Origin of the sequence: Mycobacterium aquaticum, assembly GCF_002086485.1 — a bacterium.
Lineage (GTDB): Bacteria > Actinomycetota > Actinomycetes > Mycobacteriales > Mycobacteriaceae > Mycobacterium > Mycobacterium aquaticum.
Genome location: NZ_MVHF01000002.1, coordinates 109,202 through 127,094 on the forward strand (window position 1 = coordinate 109,202; position 17,893 = coordinate 127,094).

General features: G+C 66.9%; 17 protein-coding genes. 6 read left to right on the plus strand and 11 right to left on the minus strand.

Features of this window, described 5'->3' with window-relative positions:
* The first annotated feature begins 53 nt into the window (after window positions 1-53).
* Complete coding sequence (nirB, locus tag BST13_RS02365) at window positions 54-2,618, plus strand: nitrite reductase large subunit NirB (RefSeq protein WP_083160251.1); 2,565 nt, start codon at window positions 54-56, stop codon at window positions 2,616-2,618.
* Window positions 2,615-2,986: a nitrite reductase small subunit NirD gene (nirD, locus tag BST13_RS02370; RefSeq protein WP_083160253.1), complete on the plus strand. Its 372-nt coding sequence runs from the start codon at window positions 2,615-2,617 to the stop codon at window positions 2,984-2,986. The genes nirB and nirD overlap by 4 nt, the downstream gene beginning before the upstream one ends.
* Before the next feature lie 546 nt (window positions 2,987-3,532).
* Here the strand turns inward: nirD and BST13_RS38965 are convergent.
* The 9 genes from BST13_RS38965 to BST13_RS02415 form a co-directional block, all read right to left on the minus strand.
* Window positions 3,533-3,694 (minus strand): hypothetical protein, encoded by a 162-nt coding sequence (locus tag BST13_RS38965; RefSeq protein ID WP_158087092.1) that lies wholly within the window; start codon window positions 3,692-3,694, stop codon window positions 3,533-3,535.
* A gap of 211 nt (window positions 3,695-3,905) precedes the next feature.
* Window positions 3,906-4,601, minus strand: a complete 696-nt coding sequence (locus tag BST13_RS02380) for a sirohydrochlorin chelatase (RefSeq protein ID WP_083160257.1) — start codon at window positions 4,599-4,601, stop codon at window positions 3,906-3,908.
* Entirely contained in the window at window positions 4,598-5,758 is a 1,161-nt protein-coding gene (locus BST13_RS02385) for a uroporphyrinogen-III synthase (RefSeq protein WP_083160740.1), read from the minus strand. Before BST13_RS02385 ends, BST13_RS02380 begins: the two co-directional genes overlap by 4 nt.
* A gap of 35 nt (window positions 5,759-5,793) precedes the next feature.
* Entirely contained in the window at window positions 5,794-7,209 is a 1,416-nt protein-coding gene (locus BST13_RS02390; protein WP_083160259.1) for a nitrate/nitrite transporter, read from the minus strand.
* A gap of 98 nt (window positions 7,210-7,307) precedes the next feature.
* Complete coding sequence (locus BST13_RS02395; protein ID WP_095533388.1) at window positions 7,308-7,838, minus strand: GNAT family N-acetyltransferase; 531 nt, start codon at window positions 7,836-7,838, stop codon at window positions 7,308-7,310.
* 131 nt (window positions 7,839-7,969) lie between these two features.
* On the minus strand, window positions 7,970-8,851 hold the full coding sequence (locus BST13_RS02400; protein ID WP_083160262.1) for a 5-oxoprolinase/urea amidolyase family protein: 882 nt from the start codon (window positions 8,849-8,851) through the stop codon (window positions 7,970-7,972).
* Between the two features lie 16 nt (window positions 8,852-8,867).
* Window positions 8,868-9,530, minus strand: a complete 663-nt coding sequence (locus tag BST13_RS02405) for a 5-oxoprolinase subunit B family protein (protein ID WP_083160264.1) — start codon at window positions 9,528-9,530, stop codon at window positions 8,868-8,870.
* Between the two features lie 74 nt (window positions 9,531-9,604).
* Window positions 9,605-10,288, minus strand: coding sequence for a queuosine precursor transporter (locus BST13_RS02410; protein WP_083160266.1), 684 nt, complete (start codon window positions 10,286-10,288; stop codon window positions 9,605-9,607).
* A 36-nt stretch (window positions 10,289-10,324) separates the two neighbouring features.
* Window positions 10,325-11,278 carry an ABC transporter substrate-binding protein gene (locus BST13_RS02415; protein WP_083160268.1) on the minus strand — a complete coding sequence of 318 codons (954 nt, stop codon included), beginning with the start codon at window positions 11,276-11,278 and terminating at the stop codon, window positions 10,325-10,327.
* Window positions 11,279-11,404: 126 nt separating this feature from the next.
* Between BST13_RS02415 and BST13_RS02420 the strand changes: the two genes are divergently transcribed.
* The 3 genes from BST13_RS02420 to BST13_RS02430 all read left to right on the plus strand — a co-directional run bounded on the left by BST13_RS02420 (window position 11,405) and on the right by BST13_RS02430 (window position 14,719).
* The gene (locus BST13_RS02420) at window positions 11,405-11,689 is read left to right on the plus strand and encodes a hypothetical protein (RefSeq protein ID WP_083160742.1); all 285 of its coding nucleotides are present in this window, start codon (window positions 11,405-11,407) and stop codon (window positions 11,687-11,689) included.
* Window positions 11,690-11,801: 112 nt separating this feature from the next.
* On the plus strand, window positions 11,802-13,364 hold the full coding sequence (locus BST13_RS02425) for an amidohydrolase (RefSeq protein WP_083160270.1): 1,563 nt from the start codon (window positions 11,802-11,804) through the stop codon (window positions 13,362-13,364).
* A gap of 11 nt (window positions 13,365-13,375) precedes the next feature.
* Window positions 13,376-14,719, plus strand: a complete 1,344-nt coding sequence (locus BST13_RS02430) for an APC family permease (protein ID WP_083160744.1) — start codon at window positions 13,376-13,378, stop codon at window positions 14,717-14,719.
* An 81-nt stretch (window positions 14,720-14,800) separates the two neighbouring features.
* On the opposite strand, the gene BST13_RS02435 is transcribed toward BST13_RS02430, so the two are convergent.
* Entirely contained in the window at window positions 14,801-15,220 is a 420-nt protein-coding gene (locus BST13_RS02435; RefSeq protein ID WP_083160271.1) for an organic hydroperoxide resistance protein, read from the minus strand.
* A gap of 118 nt (window positions 15,221-15,338) precedes the next feature.
* Here BST13_RS02435 and BST13_RS02440 point away from each other — a divergent pair, with 118 nt between their 5' ends.
* A complete protein-coding gene (locus BST13_RS02440; RefSeq protein WP_083160273.1) occupies window positions 15,339-15,782 on the plus strand; it encodes a MarR family winged helix-turn-helix transcriptional regulator in 444 nt (147 codons plus the stop codon).
* Here BST13_RS02440 and BST13_RS02445 read toward each other — a convergent pair.
* A complete protein-coding gene (locus tag BST13_RS02445; protein ID WP_083160275.1) occupies window positions 15,779-17,773 on the minus strand; it encodes an MFS transporter in 1,995 nt (664 codons plus the stop codon). The two genes, BST13_RS02440 and BST13_RS02445, sit on opposite strands and share 4 nt — an antisense overlap.
* Between the last annotated feature and the right edge of the window lie 120 nt (window positions 17,774-17,893).

Here is a 17,893-nt window from a genome sequence, read left to right on the forward strand (position 1 = left end):
GGCGCTTCACACAGCGCGACATTTCGGCAATATCGCGTCCCTAGCCTCGCGGTATGTCTGGAACACGAAACGTCGTCGTGGTCGGTCACGGCATGGTGGGACACCGCTTTGTCGAGGCGCTGCGGGCCAGGGACACCGCGGGGGACTGGCGCGTCACGATCCTGGCGGAGGAGTCCGAAGCGGCCTACGACCGGGTCGGGCTGACCGGATACACCGAGCACTGGGACCGTGCCCGGCTGGCGCTGCCCGGCAACGGCTACGTCGGCGACGACCTGGTCGACCTGAGGCTGGGCAGTGCGGTCGTCGAGATCGACCGGGACGCACGTACCGTGCGCACCGCGAATGGCGAGAGCTTCGCCTACGACACGTTGGTGCTCGCCACGGGGTCGTACGCGTTCGTGCCGCCCGTGCCGGGGCGCGACCTGCCCGGCTGCCATGTCTACCGCACGCTGGACGACCTGGACGCCATCCGCGCGAGCGCGCAGACAACGTTGGGCTCGAAGTCGCCGGTCGGTGTGGTGATCGGTGGTGGTCTGCTCGGCCTGGAAGCGGCAAACGCGTTGCGGCAGTTCGGACTGAGCACGCATGTTCTTGAGATGTCGCCGCACCTGATGGCGGCTCAGCTCGACGAGGCCGGCGGCGTATTACTGAACCGCATGATGCGGGCTTTGGGCATCGAGGTGCACACTGCGGTCAGCACCGAGAGGATCCAGCCGGCGCAGAAGCATCAGCCGCTGCGGCGCTCCGCGATCGACGACTCGCTGCGGGTGTCACTCAACGACGGCACCTCGATCGACGCCGGCGTCGTGATCTTCGCCGCCGGTGTGCGACCGCGCGACGAGTTGGCCCGCGGCGCCGGTCTGGACGTGGCGCAGCGTGGCGGTGTGCTCACCGATCTGACTTGTGTGACAAGCGATCCCAATATCTACGCAATCGGCGAGGTGGCCGCCATCGAGGGCCGCTGTTACGGCCTGGTGGCTCCGGGATACACCACCGCGGAGGTGGTGGCCGACCGGCTGCTCGGCGGCGCGGCCGAGTTCCCCGGCGCGGACATGTCGACCAAGCTCAAGCTGCTCGGGGTTGACGTCGCCAGTTTCGGTGACGCGAAAGGGCTTACGCCGAACTGCCTTGAGGTCGTGGTCAACGACCCCGTCAAGCAGACCTACGCCAAACTGGTGCTGTCCGACGATGCCAAGACCCTGCTCGGTGGCATCCTGGTCGGCGACGCGTCGTCCTACGGCGTGCTGCGACCCATGGTGGCCAGTGAGCTGCCCGGCGACCCGTTGGCGTTGATCGCTCCCTCGACCGACAGCGAGTCGTCCGGGCTGGGCGTGAGCGCGCTCCCCGACATCGCGCAGATCTGCTCGTGCAACAACGTCACCAAAGGCGATCTGAAGGAAGCGATCTGCGGAGGCTGCACCGATGTGACCGGCCTGAAGAAGTGCACGCTGGCCGGCACCTCGTGCGGGTCGTGTGTGCCGCTGCTCAAGCAGCTGCTTGAGGCCGAGGGCGTCGAGCAGTCCAAGGCGCTGTGCGAGCATTTCAGCCAGTCGCGGGCCGAGCTGTTCGAGATCATCAGCGCCACGGAGATCCGCACGTTTTCCGGTCTGATCGAGCAGTTCGGTACCGGAAAAGGTTGCGACATATGCAAACCCACGATCGCCTCCATCTTGGCGTCCACCAGCTCGGAGCACATCCTCTCCGGTGAGCAGGCCTCGCTGCAGGACTCCAACGACCACTTCCTGGCCAACATCCAGAAGAACGGCAGCTACTCGGTGGTGCCGCGGGTTCCCGGCGGGGACATCACCCCCGAGCAGCTCATCCTGATCGGCGAGATCGCCAGGGATTTCGACCTGTACACCAAGATCACGGGCGGCCAGCGCATCGACATGTTCGGCGCCCGGGTGGAGCAGCTGCCCGAGATCTGGCGCAGGCTGGTCGAGGGCGGGATGGAATCCGGGCATGCCTACGGCAAGTCGTTGCGCACCGTGAAGAGCTGCGTCGGCAGTGACTGGTGCCGCTACGGCCAGCAGGATTCCGTGCAGATGGCCATCAACCTGGAGTTGCGGTACCGCGGGCTGCGGTCCCCGCACAAGCTCAAGATGGGGGTGTCGGGCTGCGCGCGTGAGTGCGCGGAGGCCCGTGGCAAGGACGTCGGCGTCATCGCCACCGAAACCGGCTGGAACCTCTACGTCGGCGGCAACGGCGGGATGACGCCCAAGCACGCGCAACTGCTGGCCGGCGACCTCGACGACGAGACGCTCGTGCGCTACATCGACCGGTTCTTGATGTTCTACATCCGCACCGCCGACCGGCTGCAGCGCACCGCGCCGTGGGTCGAGGGCCTCGACGGTGGTATGGACCATCTGCGCGATGTCGTCTGCAACGACTCGCTGGGTCTTGCAGCCGAATTCGAGGCCGCGATGGCCCGCCACGTCGAGGGATACGCCTGCGAATGGAAGGGCGTGCTCGAGGACCCCGAGAAGCTGTCGCGGTTCGTCTCGTTCGTCAACGCCCCCGATGTCGCAGATCCCACCGTGGCGTTCACCGAACGGGCTGGGCGCAAAGTGCCGGTCACTGCGCTGGGTATGCCCTCGATCGGCCAGGAGGCGAAATGACACTGCTCGACGTTCACCAGGACATCGACGCATCGACCTCACGCGAATGGACGACCGCATGCCGGTACGACTACCTGATGCCGTGCCGCGGGGTGGCCGTGCTGCTGCCGGATGGATCGCAGGTGGCGCTGTTCCGGCTCGACGACGGCACGCTGCATGCCGTGGGCAACATCGACCCGTTCTCCGGGGCGGCCGTGATGTCCCGCGGGATCGTGGGTGACCGGGGCGGGCGGGCCACCGTGCAGTCGCCCATCAAGAAGCAGGCGTTCGCGTTCGACGACGGCAGCTGCCTCGACGGACCCGAGATGTCGGTGCCGGTCTACCGGACCCGCGTCACGCCCGGCGGCTTCGTCCAGGTCGCCCGGTAGCGCCTGCGGTCGTCCAGTAGGCGTCGCGGCCCGGTCCGTCACAGCGCTGGACGTCACCGCGCCGTTCCAACACCGTCAGGTTCCGATAGACCGCTTCGATCACGACCGGTTCACCGAAGTGTTCGTGAACGTGGTCACGAAGCTGTGCGGTGGTCATCGACCGTCGCGTGCCCGAGAGCGCGCTCAACAGGCGCAGCCGCAACCGTTCGGCCGGCGTCGGGTTAGTTGCTGGCACGAATGGACTCACCGTCGGGGCGACGAGTGTCGCCCACCGTTGTTACCTGCACTGTTACCCAAGCTCCCGCAAACAAAGACCAGCTATCGGACATACGATAGCTGAGTACAACCCGAATTCCCGCAGCGCCGTGATCAGCTTGGATGCTGGGGCGCATGTTTAGCAGGTCGAAAACCCGGGTACAAGCGATTTTCACGCTGCAGATCATCCAGGTGAACGGCAGTTGAACAGGTACCAGTGGGTCTTGGCGGTTTGCTCTGGCTAACTAGAAAAGTTCGCTGAGCGTCGCTACTATCCCGTTGGGGAGTGCTTCAAAAGGGGCTGACGAGGATGATATTTGCACGTTCGATGGTCAAGCTGGTGGGTTTGCTCGGTGCAGCGGCGATGCTGGGCGCGGTGATCGCGTTGATGTTGCCGCTCGGTCTTGCTGTGGTCGACCGCACGGGCGCACCGATACCCTGCGGCACCGGCATGCGTCCGTCCTATGACGTCGCGGCCAAGCAGGATCTGCTCAACCTGGACCAACACACCTTGGCTGGGCCTGCGTACGTGATGAGTGACTATGCCGAGCAGTGCGAGGGACTGGTCACTGCGCGTCGGACGGCAGCGTTGTCCGTTGGTGGCGGCGGTGCGGTCCTGTTGCTGGCCGTGCTGGCCGGGCCGTACGTCGTACGCGCGCTGGCCTCACGCCGCGACCGGCAGGCCCAGTACGCCCGCTCGGCGGAACCGGTTGGCGATCAGCCGAACCATGCCGGGGTGCAAGCCCAGCGGTTCGCTGACGACGTCCCCACCGGCGTCACGCAACCGATCCTGGAAGAGCCCATCGGCAAGCAGGTAGGACGCCACTGCAATGCGGCGGCCGCTGCGTTGGCGCTGCGCGGCAACAGCTTCGGCGACGCTGGGCGCGCCGGTGGCGGCATAGGCCAGTTCTACGCGATCGCCGGTAACGGCTGACAGCAGTGCGGCGGTGCGGCGCAGATCGGACTGAGCGCGGGGGTCTGATGTCCCTGCCGCTGCCAGGATCACTGAAACGCCTGGGCGCCAGCCTGATTCGGCCAGCCGATCGGCGAGTACCCGGACCGTCCCTGGGCACGGGCCCAGTGGCTGGGTGATGGTCACCGAAGGGTGACCGCTGGCAGCGACATACGTGGGCACGTCGACGCGGACGTGATAACCGCTGGCCAAGAACGCGGGTACCACCACCGCAGGCGCATCCGCGGGCAGAGCGTCGAGCACTTCGGTCGGTGTCGGTCCGAGCACGTCGACGAACGAGACGTGGACCTGTCGGCCGAGCAGCTGGGCCACCCGCTCGGCGAGCGTGTTGATCATCGCCACACCGCCCGGCTTGCGGGTCCCGTGCGCCGCCAGTACCAGGCTCATCGCGCGCCGGCGAGGTCGGCGTTCACCGGCTCGTCGACCGCCAGCCGGTAGCCACGCTTCACCACGGTCGACACGATGTTCTTGTCTCCCAAGGCAGTTCGCAGCCGCAGCACAGCCGTCTCCACGGCGTGGGTGTCGGTGCCGCTGCCCGGCAGCGCGCCGAGCAGATCGAATCGGGATACCACCGCCCCGGGCCGGTGGGCCAGCGCGCGGATGGTCGCCATCGACGCCGGCGACAGTGGCTTGACGACGCCGTCGACCATCACGCACGTGCCCCGGATCTCCAGGACATGCCCGGCCACTCGGACGGTACGGGCCTGCAGCAGGGGCAGTTCGTCGGTGATGTGGCGGGCCAGCGCGCCCAGCCGCATGCGTTCGGGCGCCGAAACGGGTATCCCGAGCCGGACCAACGGCCGGGCCGTCACGGGACCCACGCACATCGCGTGCACGTTGGTGCGCAGCGCCGACACCACCTGATCGGCGATCCCCATCTCGGTCGCGCGCATCAACACCGAGGCCACCGCCGGTGCCGACGTGAAACTGACCGCGTCGAAACGCTGTTCGGCGATACCGGCGACCAGCTGGTCGAATTCGCCCTCGCGTGGCGCGGGATGCCAGCGGTACACCCGGATAGGGACCACATCCGCACCGGCGCTTCGTAATTCGTCGAGGAACTCCGGGAAGGGGTCCCAGTCGTCGGTGGCGCCGTGCAACTGCACGGCGATGCGCAGGCCGGCGATTCCGTGCTCGACGAGATAGTGCAACACCTCGCGGGAGGATTCCGAATCCGGTGACCACTCCTCCGGAAGACCCGCCGCCCGCAGCGCGCCCGTGGCTTTCGGGCCTCGGGACACGATGCGGGCCTGGCTCAGGGCGCTGGTCAGTTCAGCGGCCACGCCCCAGCCGTCGGCCGCCGCGATCCAACCGCGAAAGCCGATCCCCGTCGTGGCGACCACGATGTCGGGCGGATCGGAGATCAGGGCCTCGGTGTTGGTGCGCAGCTCGTCATCATCGGGCAACGGAACCATCGCGATGGCCGGCGCGCTGGTCACCGTCGCACCGCGGCGGGTGAGCAACGTGGCCAGCTCGTCGGCACGCCGGGCGGAGGTCACCGCCACCCGGAAGCCGGTCAGCGGTGCCCAGTCGGGCTCGGTCATGGGATCCAGTGAAGGCACGTCGTGTTTCCAAGTCATTACCCGGCCATTGCCGAGGCGTGTCGGTCTGTCTGGACCATTGTGACGCCTGCCGTGGCGGGCCGACGAACGTAGCGGAACCAGGTGACTGCCGAGGCCAGCACGTAGAAGGCCAGGAAGACCCACAACGCGGTGGTCGCCGAGCCGCTGGACAGGTAGGACTGCCGCAACGCCAGGTTGATGCCCACGCCGCCGAGTGCTCCGATCGCGCCGGCGAAGCCGATCAACGCCCCCGACATCGATCGCGACCACTGCTGCCTGGTCTCCTGATCGGCCTGCAGGGAGTGGCTGCGGGCCTCGAAGATGGACGGGATCATCTTGTACACCGAGCCGTTGCCGAGTCCGCTGAGCAGGAACAGGGCGACGAACCCGACGACGTAGCCGGCCATCATCAGGCCCGTGGCAGCGCCGGCGCTGTGATCGTCGACCATGCTGATCGCGACCAGGAGCCCGGCGGCCAGGATCATGCCGCCGAAGACCGCGAGGGTCACCCGGCCGCCGCCGATCCGGTCGGCCAGCTTGCCGCCGTAGACGCGGGACAGCGAGCCGAGCAGCGGGCCGATGAACGCGATCTGCGCGGCGTGCAGTGAAGCCTGGGCCGGGGTCTGGCCGCCTGCCGCGAAGTTGATCTGCAGCACCTGACCGAACGCGAACGCGAACCCGATGAACGATCCGAAGGTGCCGATGTAGAGCAGCGAGATCACCCATGTATCCCGTTCGCCGAGAATGGCTTTCATCGCGCCCAGATCGATCTTGTGCTGTTCGAGGTTGTCCATGAAGAGCGCTGCGCCGATTCCGGCGACCGTCAGCGCCACCAGATACACCGCACACACCCAGTAGGGCGCCCGGTTGCCGGCGGTCGCGATGACCAGCAGTCCGATCAGCTGGATCATCGGCACACCGATGTTGCCGCCGCCCGCGTTGAGTCCCAGCGCCCAGCCCTTGAGCCGCTGCGGGTAGAACGCGTTGATGTTCGTCATCGACGACGCGAAGTTGCCGCCGCCGAATCCGGCCAGCGCCGCGCACACCAGATAGGGCCACAGCGGCAGGCCGGGATGGGCCAGCAGCACCATGGTGCCCACGGTCGGGATCAACAGCACGAAGGCCGAGAACCCGGTCCAGTTCCGACCGCCGAACGTGGCCGTCGCCATGGTGTAGGGAATGCGGAGGCATCCGCCGACCAGGGTGGCGGTGGCCCCCAGCAGGAACTTGTCGCCGGCGGTGAAGCCGTAGACCGACTCCGGCATGAACAGCACCATGACCGACCAGATGGACCAGATGGAGAACCCGATGTGCTCGGCGAACACCGACCAGATCAGGTTGCGCCGCGCGATGTACTTGTTCCCGTTCTCCCAGGCCTCGGTGTCCTCGGGATCCCAGTCGGTGATGTGATCAGGTTTCAACAGTTTCGGCATGGCCCGAACGGTAGAAACCGTTTATTGCCCGGACGCTCCCCGCGATGACCCGGCCGTGAAATTCCGCTCACTCTATCCAGGGCGCGCGTGTGAGGCGGTTACCAGACGTCGCCGTCACGCCAATCGCAGGTCAATTCCGCGGTGGTGTCCAGCTCGAGGCCGTGCGGCAGGTCGGTCGGCAGAACGAACAGCGACCGGTCGTCGTCGGGGGTGCGCGCCAGGCCCGCGGGCTGCAGCACCGAGGTCGGGCCCTGCCACGCCAGCCAGCCGCGTGAGGTGTACATCGGCCGGCCCTCTTCCGACGCGCTCAGCGCGCCGATCTGATACGCCCCGCGCAGCACCTGTTCGAGGGCATCCATGACCGCCGTGGCCAGTCCTTGACCGCGCCAGTCCTCGCGGACCGCGACACCTTCGAGGTAGCCGCAGCGCAACGCGGTGTCGCGGTAGAGCAGCCGGCGTTGGACCACCGCGCCGTGCGCGATCAGCGCACCGTGATGGCAGATCAGTGCGTGCATGCCGCCGAGGGCGTGCTCCCAGTCCGCATCGGTGAAATCCCCGCCGAACGCCTCGATGACCATGCGGCGGGCGCCTTCACGGGTCTCGTGGTCGAGATCGGAGGTGTGGACCAGCCGCGCGGTGTAGACGTCACGGAGACGGGCACCGAGGTCTCCGCGGACGTGAGGAGCACCAGGATCGCGCGTAAGCACACCCTGTTTCTACCAGCGATGCCCGACGGTGTCTCGGTACGGTCCCGGGTGGATCAGTCGAACGGACGCCGTGGGTGGGCCCAGTGCAGTCGGACGGTCTGGCCCGGCCGCACCTGGCCCAGCTTGTCGATGTCCTCGTCGGTCACCACACCGATCACCGGATAACCGCCGGTGACCGGGTGATCCGGACCGAGGATCACCGGAAAACCGTTGGGCGGCACCTGAATGGCCCCACGGGTGGCCCCTTCGCTTGGCAGTTGGCGGTCCGGCCAGCGGTAGTCCAACGGCATGCCGACCAGGCGCATGCCGACCCGGTCGCTGCGGTTGGTCACCAGCCAGTTGGTGCGGATCAGGACGTCGGGGTCGACGAACCAGTCGTCGCGCGGACCCGGTACGACCTGCAGTTCGACCACTTCGTCGGTGATTGCTGCCACCGGAGCCTGGTCCAGTTCGGGGAACTCGTCGGTGTGCTCGCCGATGGGCAGGATGTCCCCGGGTTGAAGCGGGGTGGGCCCGATCGACGACATCACGTCGTAGCTGCGTGAACCCAGCACCGGTTCGACGTTGATGCCGCCGCGCACCGCGAGATAGCTGCGCAGCCCCGAGTGCGGCGCGCCCAGCGAGATCACCTGGCCGTCGTGCACGTAATGGATGCTGTTGGTGCCGAACGGGATTCCGTTCACCGCGGGATCGGTGTCGGCGCCGGTGACGGCGATGGCGACGTCTCCGCCGCGCACCCGTGCCGAGAACCCGCCGAAGGTCACCTCGATGGTGGCGTGCTCACCCGGATTGGCCACCAGTCGGTTGGCCAGCGTGTGAGAGCGACGGTCGGCGGCGCCCGAGCGGCTGACACCCATGTGTGCCAGGCCGGGGCGGCCCAGATCTTCCAGCAGTGCCAGCGGGCCGGTGCGCAGCACTTCCAGTGTGGTGGTCATGTCTCTCCTGCCTCCCTCAACCGATCGCCCGGAACTGGACTCGCATCCCCGGCGTCAGCAGCGCCGGCTTCTCGCGGTCGACGTCGAACAGCACGGCGTCGGTGTGCCCGATCAATTGCCAGCCACCCGGTGACTGCCGCGGATAGATACCGCTGAATTCGCCGGCCAGCCCGACGGCTCCGGCGGGAACGCTGGTGCGCGGTTCGGCGCGGCGGGGGACCTGCAGTCGCGGGTCACCGTCCACCAGGTAGGCGAAACCCGGTGCGAAACCGCCGAATCCGACCCGCCACGGGGTGCCGATGTGCGCCGCGATGACGCCTGCGGGCGTCAGCCCGGTCAGTGCCGCCACCTCGTGCAGGTCGGCGCCGTCGTAGACGACGTCGATGGTCACGTCGACCTGGTCGCTCCCCGGTTCGGTGGCGAGCCGTTCCGGTGCCGGACGGAGCTTGCTCAGCCGCTGCCGGACCCCGGGTTGATAGCGTGCGCCTGCGAGCTTCACCAGGATGGTGCGCGACGCCGGGACGATGTCTACGACGCCGGGCAGGTCGGCCTCGTGCAGGTGGGCCGTCCACGCCAAAACGTCGGCCGTGCTGTCGAACTCGAGCAGCAACGCGTGATTCCCATATTCGTGGACGTCAGGCATGACCACTGCGTCCACCACATCTGATGCCACACTCATATTCCGAAACTACCCGCGAGTAGCTAGGAAATGGGTGGCTCTATGAGCCTTGCCAGAACTGCCTTACCGAAGCCTCACACCGCGAGCTGATACGTGGGTTCGCGACGCTTGATGAAGGCGATCACGCGGTAGGTGACGGGCAGCATGACCACCTCGACGGCGGTCTTGTAGAACCAGCCGAGCGCGGTGTAGACGGCGAAGTCCTTGAACGTCGAGATACCGATGGCACCGGCGGCGATGCTGCAGAACACCAAGGTGTCGCCGAGCTGTCCGGCGAACGTGGACCCGACCAGGCGGGCCCACAGGTGCTTCTCTTTCGTCCGCTGCTTGATGGCGACGACAACCCAGGCGTTGATGGTCTGCCCGACGATGAAGCCGGCCAGTCCGGCGATGATCAGCTGCGTATACGCGTGCACGACGTTCTCGAAGTGCTCTTCGTTGGTGTAGAAGTCGGCGGCCGGCAGGTAGATGGTCACCCAGAAGGTGAACGCCGCCAGGATGTTCATCGCGAAGCCGAGGAAGATCGCGCGGCGGGCGGCCTTGAAGCCATACACCTCGGAGAGCACGTCGCCGATGACGTAGGTCAGCGGGAAGACGATGAACCCGCCGTCGGTGATGATCGGACCGAACGCGACGCCCTTGGTGGCGGTGACGTTGGAGATGATCACCAACGCCGTGAACACCGCTACGAGCACCGGATAGTAGGCAGAGCCGATGGCCGCCGTGCCGCGATGCTGGTGCTCTTGGGTGCTTGTCACGCGGCCATTTTGTCAGGCCTTTCTTCGTCGGGCCTGTCAGGCCAGTGCGCGCGCCAACAGGGGTGGCAGCTGATCGGCCACCCACGGGTAGGACAGCGTCGAGGCGAACGCGATGGCCCCGGCCAGGTCCTTGGTGGTGAAGACGTGGCGGTTGCGGGCTGTGGCCCGCAGGCCGGCGATGGTGGGGTCGGCGAGCAACGCGTCGCGATCCTGATCACTCTCGGTGGTCCAGATGAGCACATCGGCACTGTCGAGGACGGAGGCCATCTGGTCGCGGGGGATCAGCTTGTCGACCGGTGGGACGGTGAAGCCGAGCTGGGTCAGGAAGTCGGTGCGCCAGCCGGGCGGGGTGGCCTGGACGCTGTCGCGGAACAGCGTGCCGCCCAGCAGCAATGCCTTCTTGCCGTTGAACTGCGGATTGTTGGTGGCCGCCGCCTTGAACTTGTCGTCGACGCCGTTGATCAGGCCGGTCATCTGGTCGTTCTTGAACACGGCCTGGCCGATGACGGTGGCCTGGTCCTTCCATGGTTCGAAGAAGGCGTCCTGGCCGGATTGCGCGACGGTGGGGGCGATCTCGGAGAGCTTGGCGTACGTGTCGGAGTCCAGCCCGGCATCGGTGGCGATGATCAGGTCGGGTTTGAGTCCCTTGATCTGGTCGACCTGGATACCGTCGGCCAGGCTCAGCACGGTGGGTTGGGCACCGGCGAGTTTGGGCTGCGCCCAAGGCCATACCGCGAACGGTTCCTCACCGAACCACTCCGTGACGGCGATCGGCACGACGCCCACGGCCAGCAGATCGTCCTGACCGGTGAAACCGGCGCTGACCACGCGCTGCGGCGCGACCGGGATCTTCGTTTCGCCGAAGACGTGCCGGACGGTGACCGAACCGTCCTTTGCGACTTCGCCAGGCTTCTCGGTGCTGCATGCGGCTACGAGCGCCATACCCGCGGTGATAGCCAGAAACCCCCGCCGGGACACAATTGTCGGCACTTAGCCAGAGTAACTGGTTTGCAGTGATGTCGTCATCGAACACCGTTGCCGCGCGCCGTGTCACGGCAGGCGTCCTGGCGTCGATAGCGAATATTTGTGCACGGGTGGCCGTATCCTCATCCCATGATGCGGCGCAGCGTGCTGTTCGCCATGTTCGGGCTGGCTCTTCCGGTTGCCGTCACGGTGGCTCCACCGGCCGCGGCTGATTGTGTCGACGCCGGCGGTTCCACGGTGTGTGCGCAGGGGACGGTGCGCGGCGGCGGGCCCGAGCCGCCGACCGCAGGCCCCTACTACCCGTACCCGTGCGAGCTCGACTGGTACTGCGACACCGGGGGTCTGAACATCATCATCGGTGGCGGTGACAACGGATGGGATGGCGGGGGCATCCGCCCGATCCGTCCTGGCCGGTAGCGTCGTTCCACGTAGCGGACATGCCCCGCGATAACCGCGCGGGCACGGCACGTCCGGGCGTAGTGTGCCGTCCGTGTTGACCCTGTTCCACGGTGGAGTCATCTGGACTCCGATGACGACGACAGACGCGCTGCTGGTTTCCGACGGTGTAGTGCAGGCAGTGGGAGACCGGGCCCGGGAACACGCCGCCGACGAGCAGGTCGATCTGGAGGGCGGCTTTCTGATGCCGTCGTTCGGTGACGGCCACGCTCACCCGCTCTACGGTGGTCTGGAATCGGCGGGGCCTGCCGTGCGGCCGTGCACGTCGGTCGACGAGATCGTCGCGACGGTAAAAGCTTATGCCGCAGCGCATCCCGAACAGGAGTGGATCGTCGGGGCGTCGTATGACGGCAGCCTGGCTCCGGGTGGCCTGTTCGACGCGCGTTGGCTGGACGCCGCCGTTGCCGATCGGCCGGTCGTGTTGCGGGCGTGGGACTACCACACCATGTGGGTCAATTCGGTGGCGCTGCAGCGGGCCGGCATCACCGCCGACACCCCGGAGCCGGTGTTGGGCGAGATCCCGCGCCGCGACGACGGTTCCCCGCTGGGCACGTTGCGCGAGTGGGGCGCCACCGATCTGATCGCCGCGGTGATGCCCGTGCGTGACGAGGCGGTGCGCGTCGCGGCGCTCGGCACCGCGGCCGACTATTACCTGGCCCGCGGGGTGACGTGGGTTCAGGATGCCTGGGTCGAACCCGGCGACGTGGACACCTACCTCGCGGCGGCCAACCAGGGTGCGCTGCGGATGCGGTTCAACCTCGCCTTCTACGCCGATCCGCGGCATTTCGATTCGCAGGTAACGCATTACGCCGATGCCGTAGCCCGGGTCCGGGCTGCGGGCTCGCCGCTGCTGACGGCGCAGACGGTGAAGTTCTTCGCCGACGGGGTCGTGGAGAACGAGACGGGCGCGTTGCTCGAGCCGTATTGTTCCGGCCTGCACAACCACGGCATGCAGTTGTGGGAAGGCGATTCCTTGGCGGAGGCCGCCCGCCGGGTCGACGATCTGGGCCTGCAGATCCACATCCATGCGATCGGTGACGCCGCCGTCCGGCAAGCCCTTGATGCCATCGAATACGTTGTGCGGCAGAATGGTCCGCGCGACCGTCGGCCGGTCATCGCCCATGCGCAGCTGGTGGACGACGCCGACATCGGCCGGTTCGCGGAGGTGGGCGTGATCCCGAACATGCAGCCGCTCTGGGCACAGATGGATGCTCTGATGACGGTGCTGACCATCCCGCGGCTCGGGCAGGAACGCTCGGATCAGCAGTACCGCATGCGCACGCTGGAAAAGTCCGGTGCGGCACTGGCATTCGGCTCGGACTGGCCGGTGTCATCCGGCGCGCCGCTCGACGGCATCGCCATTGCGGTGTCCCGGCGCACCGCGGCAGGCGAGCCCGCGGGCGGCTGGACCCCCGAGGAGATCCTGCCGCTGGAACCCGCGCTGGCCTCATACACCGCAGCGGTGGCGTATCAGGCCTTCGCCGAGGAAGATTGGGGCCGGATCGCGCCAGGCGCCAGCGCGGATCTGGTGTGGCTGGAGCGCGATCCACGGACGGTGTCGCCGCTGGATCTTCCGGCAGTGGGGGTACGCGCCACCTATCTACAAGGCCGGCCGGTCTATTCGGCCGCGAAGTGAAAGGCAACGCGATGACCCCTACGACCTCCGAGGCGGAGGACCACCTCAACCGCGTTCTGGGCTTGCCGTCGCTGGTGTTGTTCGGCCTGGTGTACATGGTGCCGCTGACGGTGTTCACCACCTACGGCATCGTCACCCAGACCACTGGTGGCCGCGTCCCGCTGGCCTACGTGGTCACGCTCGCCGCCATGGTGTTCACCGCCCGGTCGTACGCCAGGATGTCGTCGGCCTACCCGGTGGCCGGTTCGGCATATACCTACGCGCAGAAGACTTTCGGTGCCCCCATCGGCTTCCTCGGTGGCTGGTCGCTGCTGCTCGACTACCTGTTCCTGCCGATGATCAATTATCTGGTGATCGGCATCTACATGGAGCAGGCCCTGCCCGCCGTTCCCGCATGGGTGTGGGTGGTGGCCTCCATCGCTGTGGTGACCGTGCTCAACATCATCGGCATCGTCTCGGTCAACCGGACCAACTTCGTCATCATCGCCGCCCAGACCATCTTCATCGTCGTCTTCGTGGTGCTGTCGATCGTGGCGGTGACCAAGGCCGGCTCGATCGATCTGGCGGCCCCGTTCCGTGGTGACGGCACCGCGCCCGGCGCCGGTCCGATATTCGCCGGTGCCGCGGTGCTGTGCCTGTCGTTCCTGGGTTTCGATGCGGTGTCGACCCTGGCGGAGGAGGCCAAGGACCCGAAACGGTCTGTGCCACGGGCGATCATGATCGCGACGCTGGCCTCGGGTGTGATCTTCATCGTGCTGTCGTATCTGTCGCAGCTGGTGTTCCCGTCGAACCAGTTCGCCGACGTCGACTCCGGCGCGCTGGACGTGGTGTCGGCCGCCGGCGGCAAGTTCCTCGTGGTGTTCTTCACCTCGGCCTATGTCGCGGGAGCGCTCGGCTCGGCGCTGACATCGCAGGCGTCGGTGGCTCGCATCCTCTACGCGATGGGCCGCGACGGCATCCTGCCGCGGCCGGTGTTCGGCCGGCTGTCGCACAAATACCTCACCCCGATGTACGCGATCCTGGTGGTGTCGGCGGTGTCGCTGCTGGCCGTGGTGATCAAGCTGGAGACCCTCGCGTCGCTGATCAGTTTCGGTGCGCTGGTGGCCTTTTCAGCGGTCAACCTGTCGGTGATCAAGCATTACTTCCGTGATCAGGGCGAGCGCAGTGGCGGCGCGGTGATCAACAACCTGGTGTTGCCTCTCATCGGTTTCGGGTTGACCGTGTGGCTCTGGACGAGCCTGTCCTCGACCGCTCTGATCATCGGACTGTGTTGGCTGGCAGTCGGTTTCGTGTGGCTGCTGGGCGTGACCCGCGGCTTCACCCGGCCCACGCCTGTGATGGACATGAAGGAGTAGGGCCCCGATACGCCGAATGGCCACTTGCTGCACACGCATGACGAAAAAGCGTGCAACAAGTGGCCATTCGACGTTATGGGATCAGACGACCGTGATGGTGACGTCGATGTTGCCCCGGGTGGCCTTCGAGTAGGGGCAGACCTGGTGCGCCTCGTCGGCGATGGTCTGGGCCAGTTCGCGATCGATCCCAGGAACGCTCACATTGAGCCGGGCCTGCAGGGAGAACCCGCCGTCGGAGTTGATCAGGTCGACCTCGGCGTCGACTGCGGTGTCCGCAGGCAGCTTGACCTTGTGCTGGCCGGCGACCAGACCCATGGCGCTGAGGTAGCAGGCCGACCATCCCGCGGCGAACAGCTGCTCGGGGTTGGTGCCCGCGCCGTTGCCACCCGGAGGGGTCAGCTGGATGTCGAGGTTGCCGTCCGAGCTGTAGGACTCGCCCTGGCGCCCGCCGGTGGTGTGGGTCTTGGCGGTGTAGATGACGTTGGCGGTCTCTGTGGACATGAAGGTCTCCCGGTTCTCTATTGATCGGACCCGATCTAATCGGACTCGCTTGATATTAACGACGACCGAGCAGTTTGTCATCCCATCCGATTGAATCGGATCCGATATAATCGGGATCGTGAGGAAAGACACTCCGCAGCTCTCCGACTTCCTGTGCTTTGCGATCTACTCGGCCAACCTGGCCTACGGCAAGGCCTACAAGCCGATCCTGGAGAAGCTCGGCGTCACCTACACCCAGTACATCGCGATCGTTGCCCTGTGGGAGCAGGACCGGCAGACCGTCGGCAGTCTCGGCGAGAAGCTGTTTCTCGAATCGAACACGCTGACGCCGATTCTGAAAAAGCTTGAAACGATGGGCTATCTCACGCGCGAGCGTGATCCCGACGACGAACGGCAGGTGGTCGTGAGCCTCACCGAGGCCGGCCGCAAGCTTCGTCAGCAGGGCCTTGAGATGGATCTCGTCGCGGCCACCGGTCTGGAGCCCGAGGAGTTCCGCGCCATGCAGCGTGGCGTCGTCAAACTCCGCGACAACCTGCGCAAGCACGCGCAGGAGAACGCCTAGGCGGGGCTGCGCTCGAGTTCGGGACTGAGCCAGGCGCCGGTTTGTTCGGGGACGACCAACACGGGTGTGGGGGAATGGGCGACAACCGAGGCTGCGACGCTGCCCTCCAGATGCCCCAGCCATCCGCTGCGCCGGTGCGGGCCGATTACGATCAGGCTCGCGTGGTGCCGGTTGGCGGCCTCGATGACGCCTTTCCACGTCGGCGCCGCTTCGATCGCCACGCTGCGTGCCGTGAATCCGGCGGCCTCGGCCAGTCGCGCTCCGTGGGCGGCTGTCTGCTCGGCGGCCCGTCGCACCTCGGTGGCCTGATCGGCGTCGAAATGCCCGGCCCCGGTGGGGATGAATCCGACGTCGGCGGGCTGCCAGACACACACCACCACCGCATCGCGCAGCGTCGACAGCTGGGCTGCGGCTTGCCGGATCGCACATGCCGCGCGTTCGGAGCCGTCGTAAGCGATCAGCACAGGACCCTCTGATGCCGACGCGCCCTGGTGCTCGGGCGCCAACACGGGCGCACGTTCGGCGACGGCGGGCGAAGGCAGGCCGCGACGGATCCGGGCGAGAAGCGGCGGCGAATACCAGGCCGGGGACTCGCCGTCGAGGAACCTGTTCAGGTCCGGGGCCTGGGGTCGGGCTCCGCTGAGCGCGTAGATCGCCACGCCGAAGGCGGCACCACCGACGGCGAGCCAGAATCCGATCCACAGGGCGTCGCTGGTGCCTTGGGCCAAACCGCCCGAAGCTGACGCGGCGAAGTACGCGAAGATCGGAGCGACCATGAAGGCTGCGACGGCGCGCAGCAATTCGATGATCGCGAAGACGCGTTGCAGGCTGTTGGACTGCAGCGAGAAGCCTGCGACGAACAACGCCGGGGCAACCGTCGCGCCCAGCGCGAGCCCGGTCAATGCCGACGCGACCAGCGCCAAGGGCTGATTGGCGGGCAGCGACATCCGGAACAGCAAGATCCCCGCGGCGAGCAGGGCCATGCCCAGCAGCGGCAGGTAGTGCATCGCCTTGCGTGAGATGACGAATCCGAACACGAACGCCATGACGACCGCGCCGCCCAGTTCGGGCAGATAGATCAGCCCGACCTGCACCGGGCTGAACGTCTGGAGGAAGACCTCGGCGGTCAGCGCGGTCGCCGCCACCGACGCGGCTGCGGCGAACAATGCGACGCCGACGCCCGCGACCGGGATCGAACTGGTGAGCATGGTCCGGATCGTCAGCAATGGCCGGCGGGCCCGGAACTGATAGACGATCAACACCACGATCAACGCCAGCCCGCCCAGCATCGGTGCGCTCACTGCCAGGTCGGCGAACCCATGGCTGGTCAGTTGTGACGCGCCGACGAAGGCCGCGGCACAGCCGACCGAGGCCAGACCGATGGCCGTCAGGTCACGTGGCGCATCGAGGTCCGCCGGTGGCGCATCTTCGAACGTCAAGGCCGCCATCACCAGAGCCACCAATGCGATCGCGGCGATGATCCAGAACAGTGGCCGCCATGCGTGGGATTCGGCCTGGATGCCGCCGATGAACGGGCCGAGCGCCACCGCCCCGAACACGCACATGTTCATGATCACGGCGGTATGTCGGAGGTTCTCTCTCGGAAACCCGATGGTCAGCGGAGGTGCTGCGGCGATCAGCAGCATGCTGGTGGCCAGACCTTGCAATACGTGCCCGCAGACGAACATGCCGCCGTTCTGGGCCGCTGCGGCGAGCACCGAGCCCACGACCAGCAGGACCGCGTACACGAGCATCATCCGGCGCTGGGGCAGGTGCTGCGCGAACTGGACCGCCAAGACCGTTCCCACGGCGTATGCGGCATTGCCCAGGCCCGAACTCAGGCTCATCGCCTGGCTGGACATGTGCAGCTGCTCGGCGATGATCGGCACCAGCGGATCCATCGCCGCCGACAACGCGAGGTAGGGGATCAGGGCCAGCGTGACCATCGCGGCCACCGCGGGATAGCGCCCCGCCAGCGGACCCTGACGCATCAGCCGAGCCCGCCCGCGTCTGTCGTCTGGCGGGGTCGCACCAGGCATGAGCAGTCAGCAGTCGGGTTCGGTTTACACACGACCCCGTGGAACCATCCGGGGCGCCCGATTTATTCCGGT

Bases quoted from the DNA above. Each gene is read 5' to 3' on its own strand.
- BST13_RS02380 (WP_083160257.1), bottom strand. From the start codon at position 4,601: ATGAGCCTGGTACTGGCGGCGCACGGGACCCGCAAGCCGGGCGGTGTG.
- BST13_RS02430 (WP_083160744.1), top strand. From the start codon at position 13,376: ATGACCCCTACGACCTCCGAGGCGGAGGACCACCTCAACCGCGTTCTG.
- nirB (WP_083160251.1), top strand. From the start codon at position 54: ATGTCTGGAACACGAAACGTCGTCGTGGTCGGTCACGGCATGGTGGGA.
- BST13_RS02390 (WP_083160259.1), bottom strand. From the start codon at position 7,209: ATGCCGAAACTGTTGAAACCTGATCACATCACCGACTGGGATCCCGAG.
- BST13_RS02445 (WP_083160275.1), bottom strand. From the start codon at position 17,773: ATGCGTCAGGGTCCGCTGGCGGGGCGCTATCCCGCGGTGGCCGCGATG.
- BST13_RS02385 (WP_083160740.1), bottom strand. From the start codon at position 5,758: ATGACCGAGCCCGACTGGGCACCGCTGACCGGCTTCCGGGTGGCGGTG.
- BST13_RS02400 (WP_083160262.1), bottom strand. From the start codon at position 8,851: ATGACCACCACACTGGAAGTGCTGCGCACCGGCCCGCTGGCACTGCTG.
- BST13_RS38965 (WP_158087092.1), bottom strand. From the start codon at position 3,694: ATGCCGGTGCCGCAGGGTATCGGTGCGCCCGTGCGGTCGACCACAGCA.
- BST13_RS02405 (WP_083160264.1), bottom strand. From the start codon at position 9,530: ATGAGTGTGGCATCAGATGTGGTGGACGCAGTGGTCATGCCTGACGTC.
- BST13_RS02425 (WP_083160270.1), top strand. From the start codon at position 11,802: ATGACGACGACAGACGCGCTGCTGGTTTCCGACGGTGTAGTGCAGGCA.
- BST13_RS02420 (WP_083160742.1), top strand. From the start codon at position 11,405: ATGCGGCGCAGCGTGCTGTTCGCCATGTTCGGGCTGGCTCTTCCGGTT.
- BST13_RS02435 (WP_083160271.1), bottom strand. From the start codon at position 15,220: ATGTCCACAGAGACCGCCAACGTCATCTACACCGCCAAGACCCACACC.
- nirD (WP_083160253.1), top strand. From the start codon at position 2,615: ATGACACTGCTCGACGTTCACCAGGACATCGACGCATCGACCTCACGC.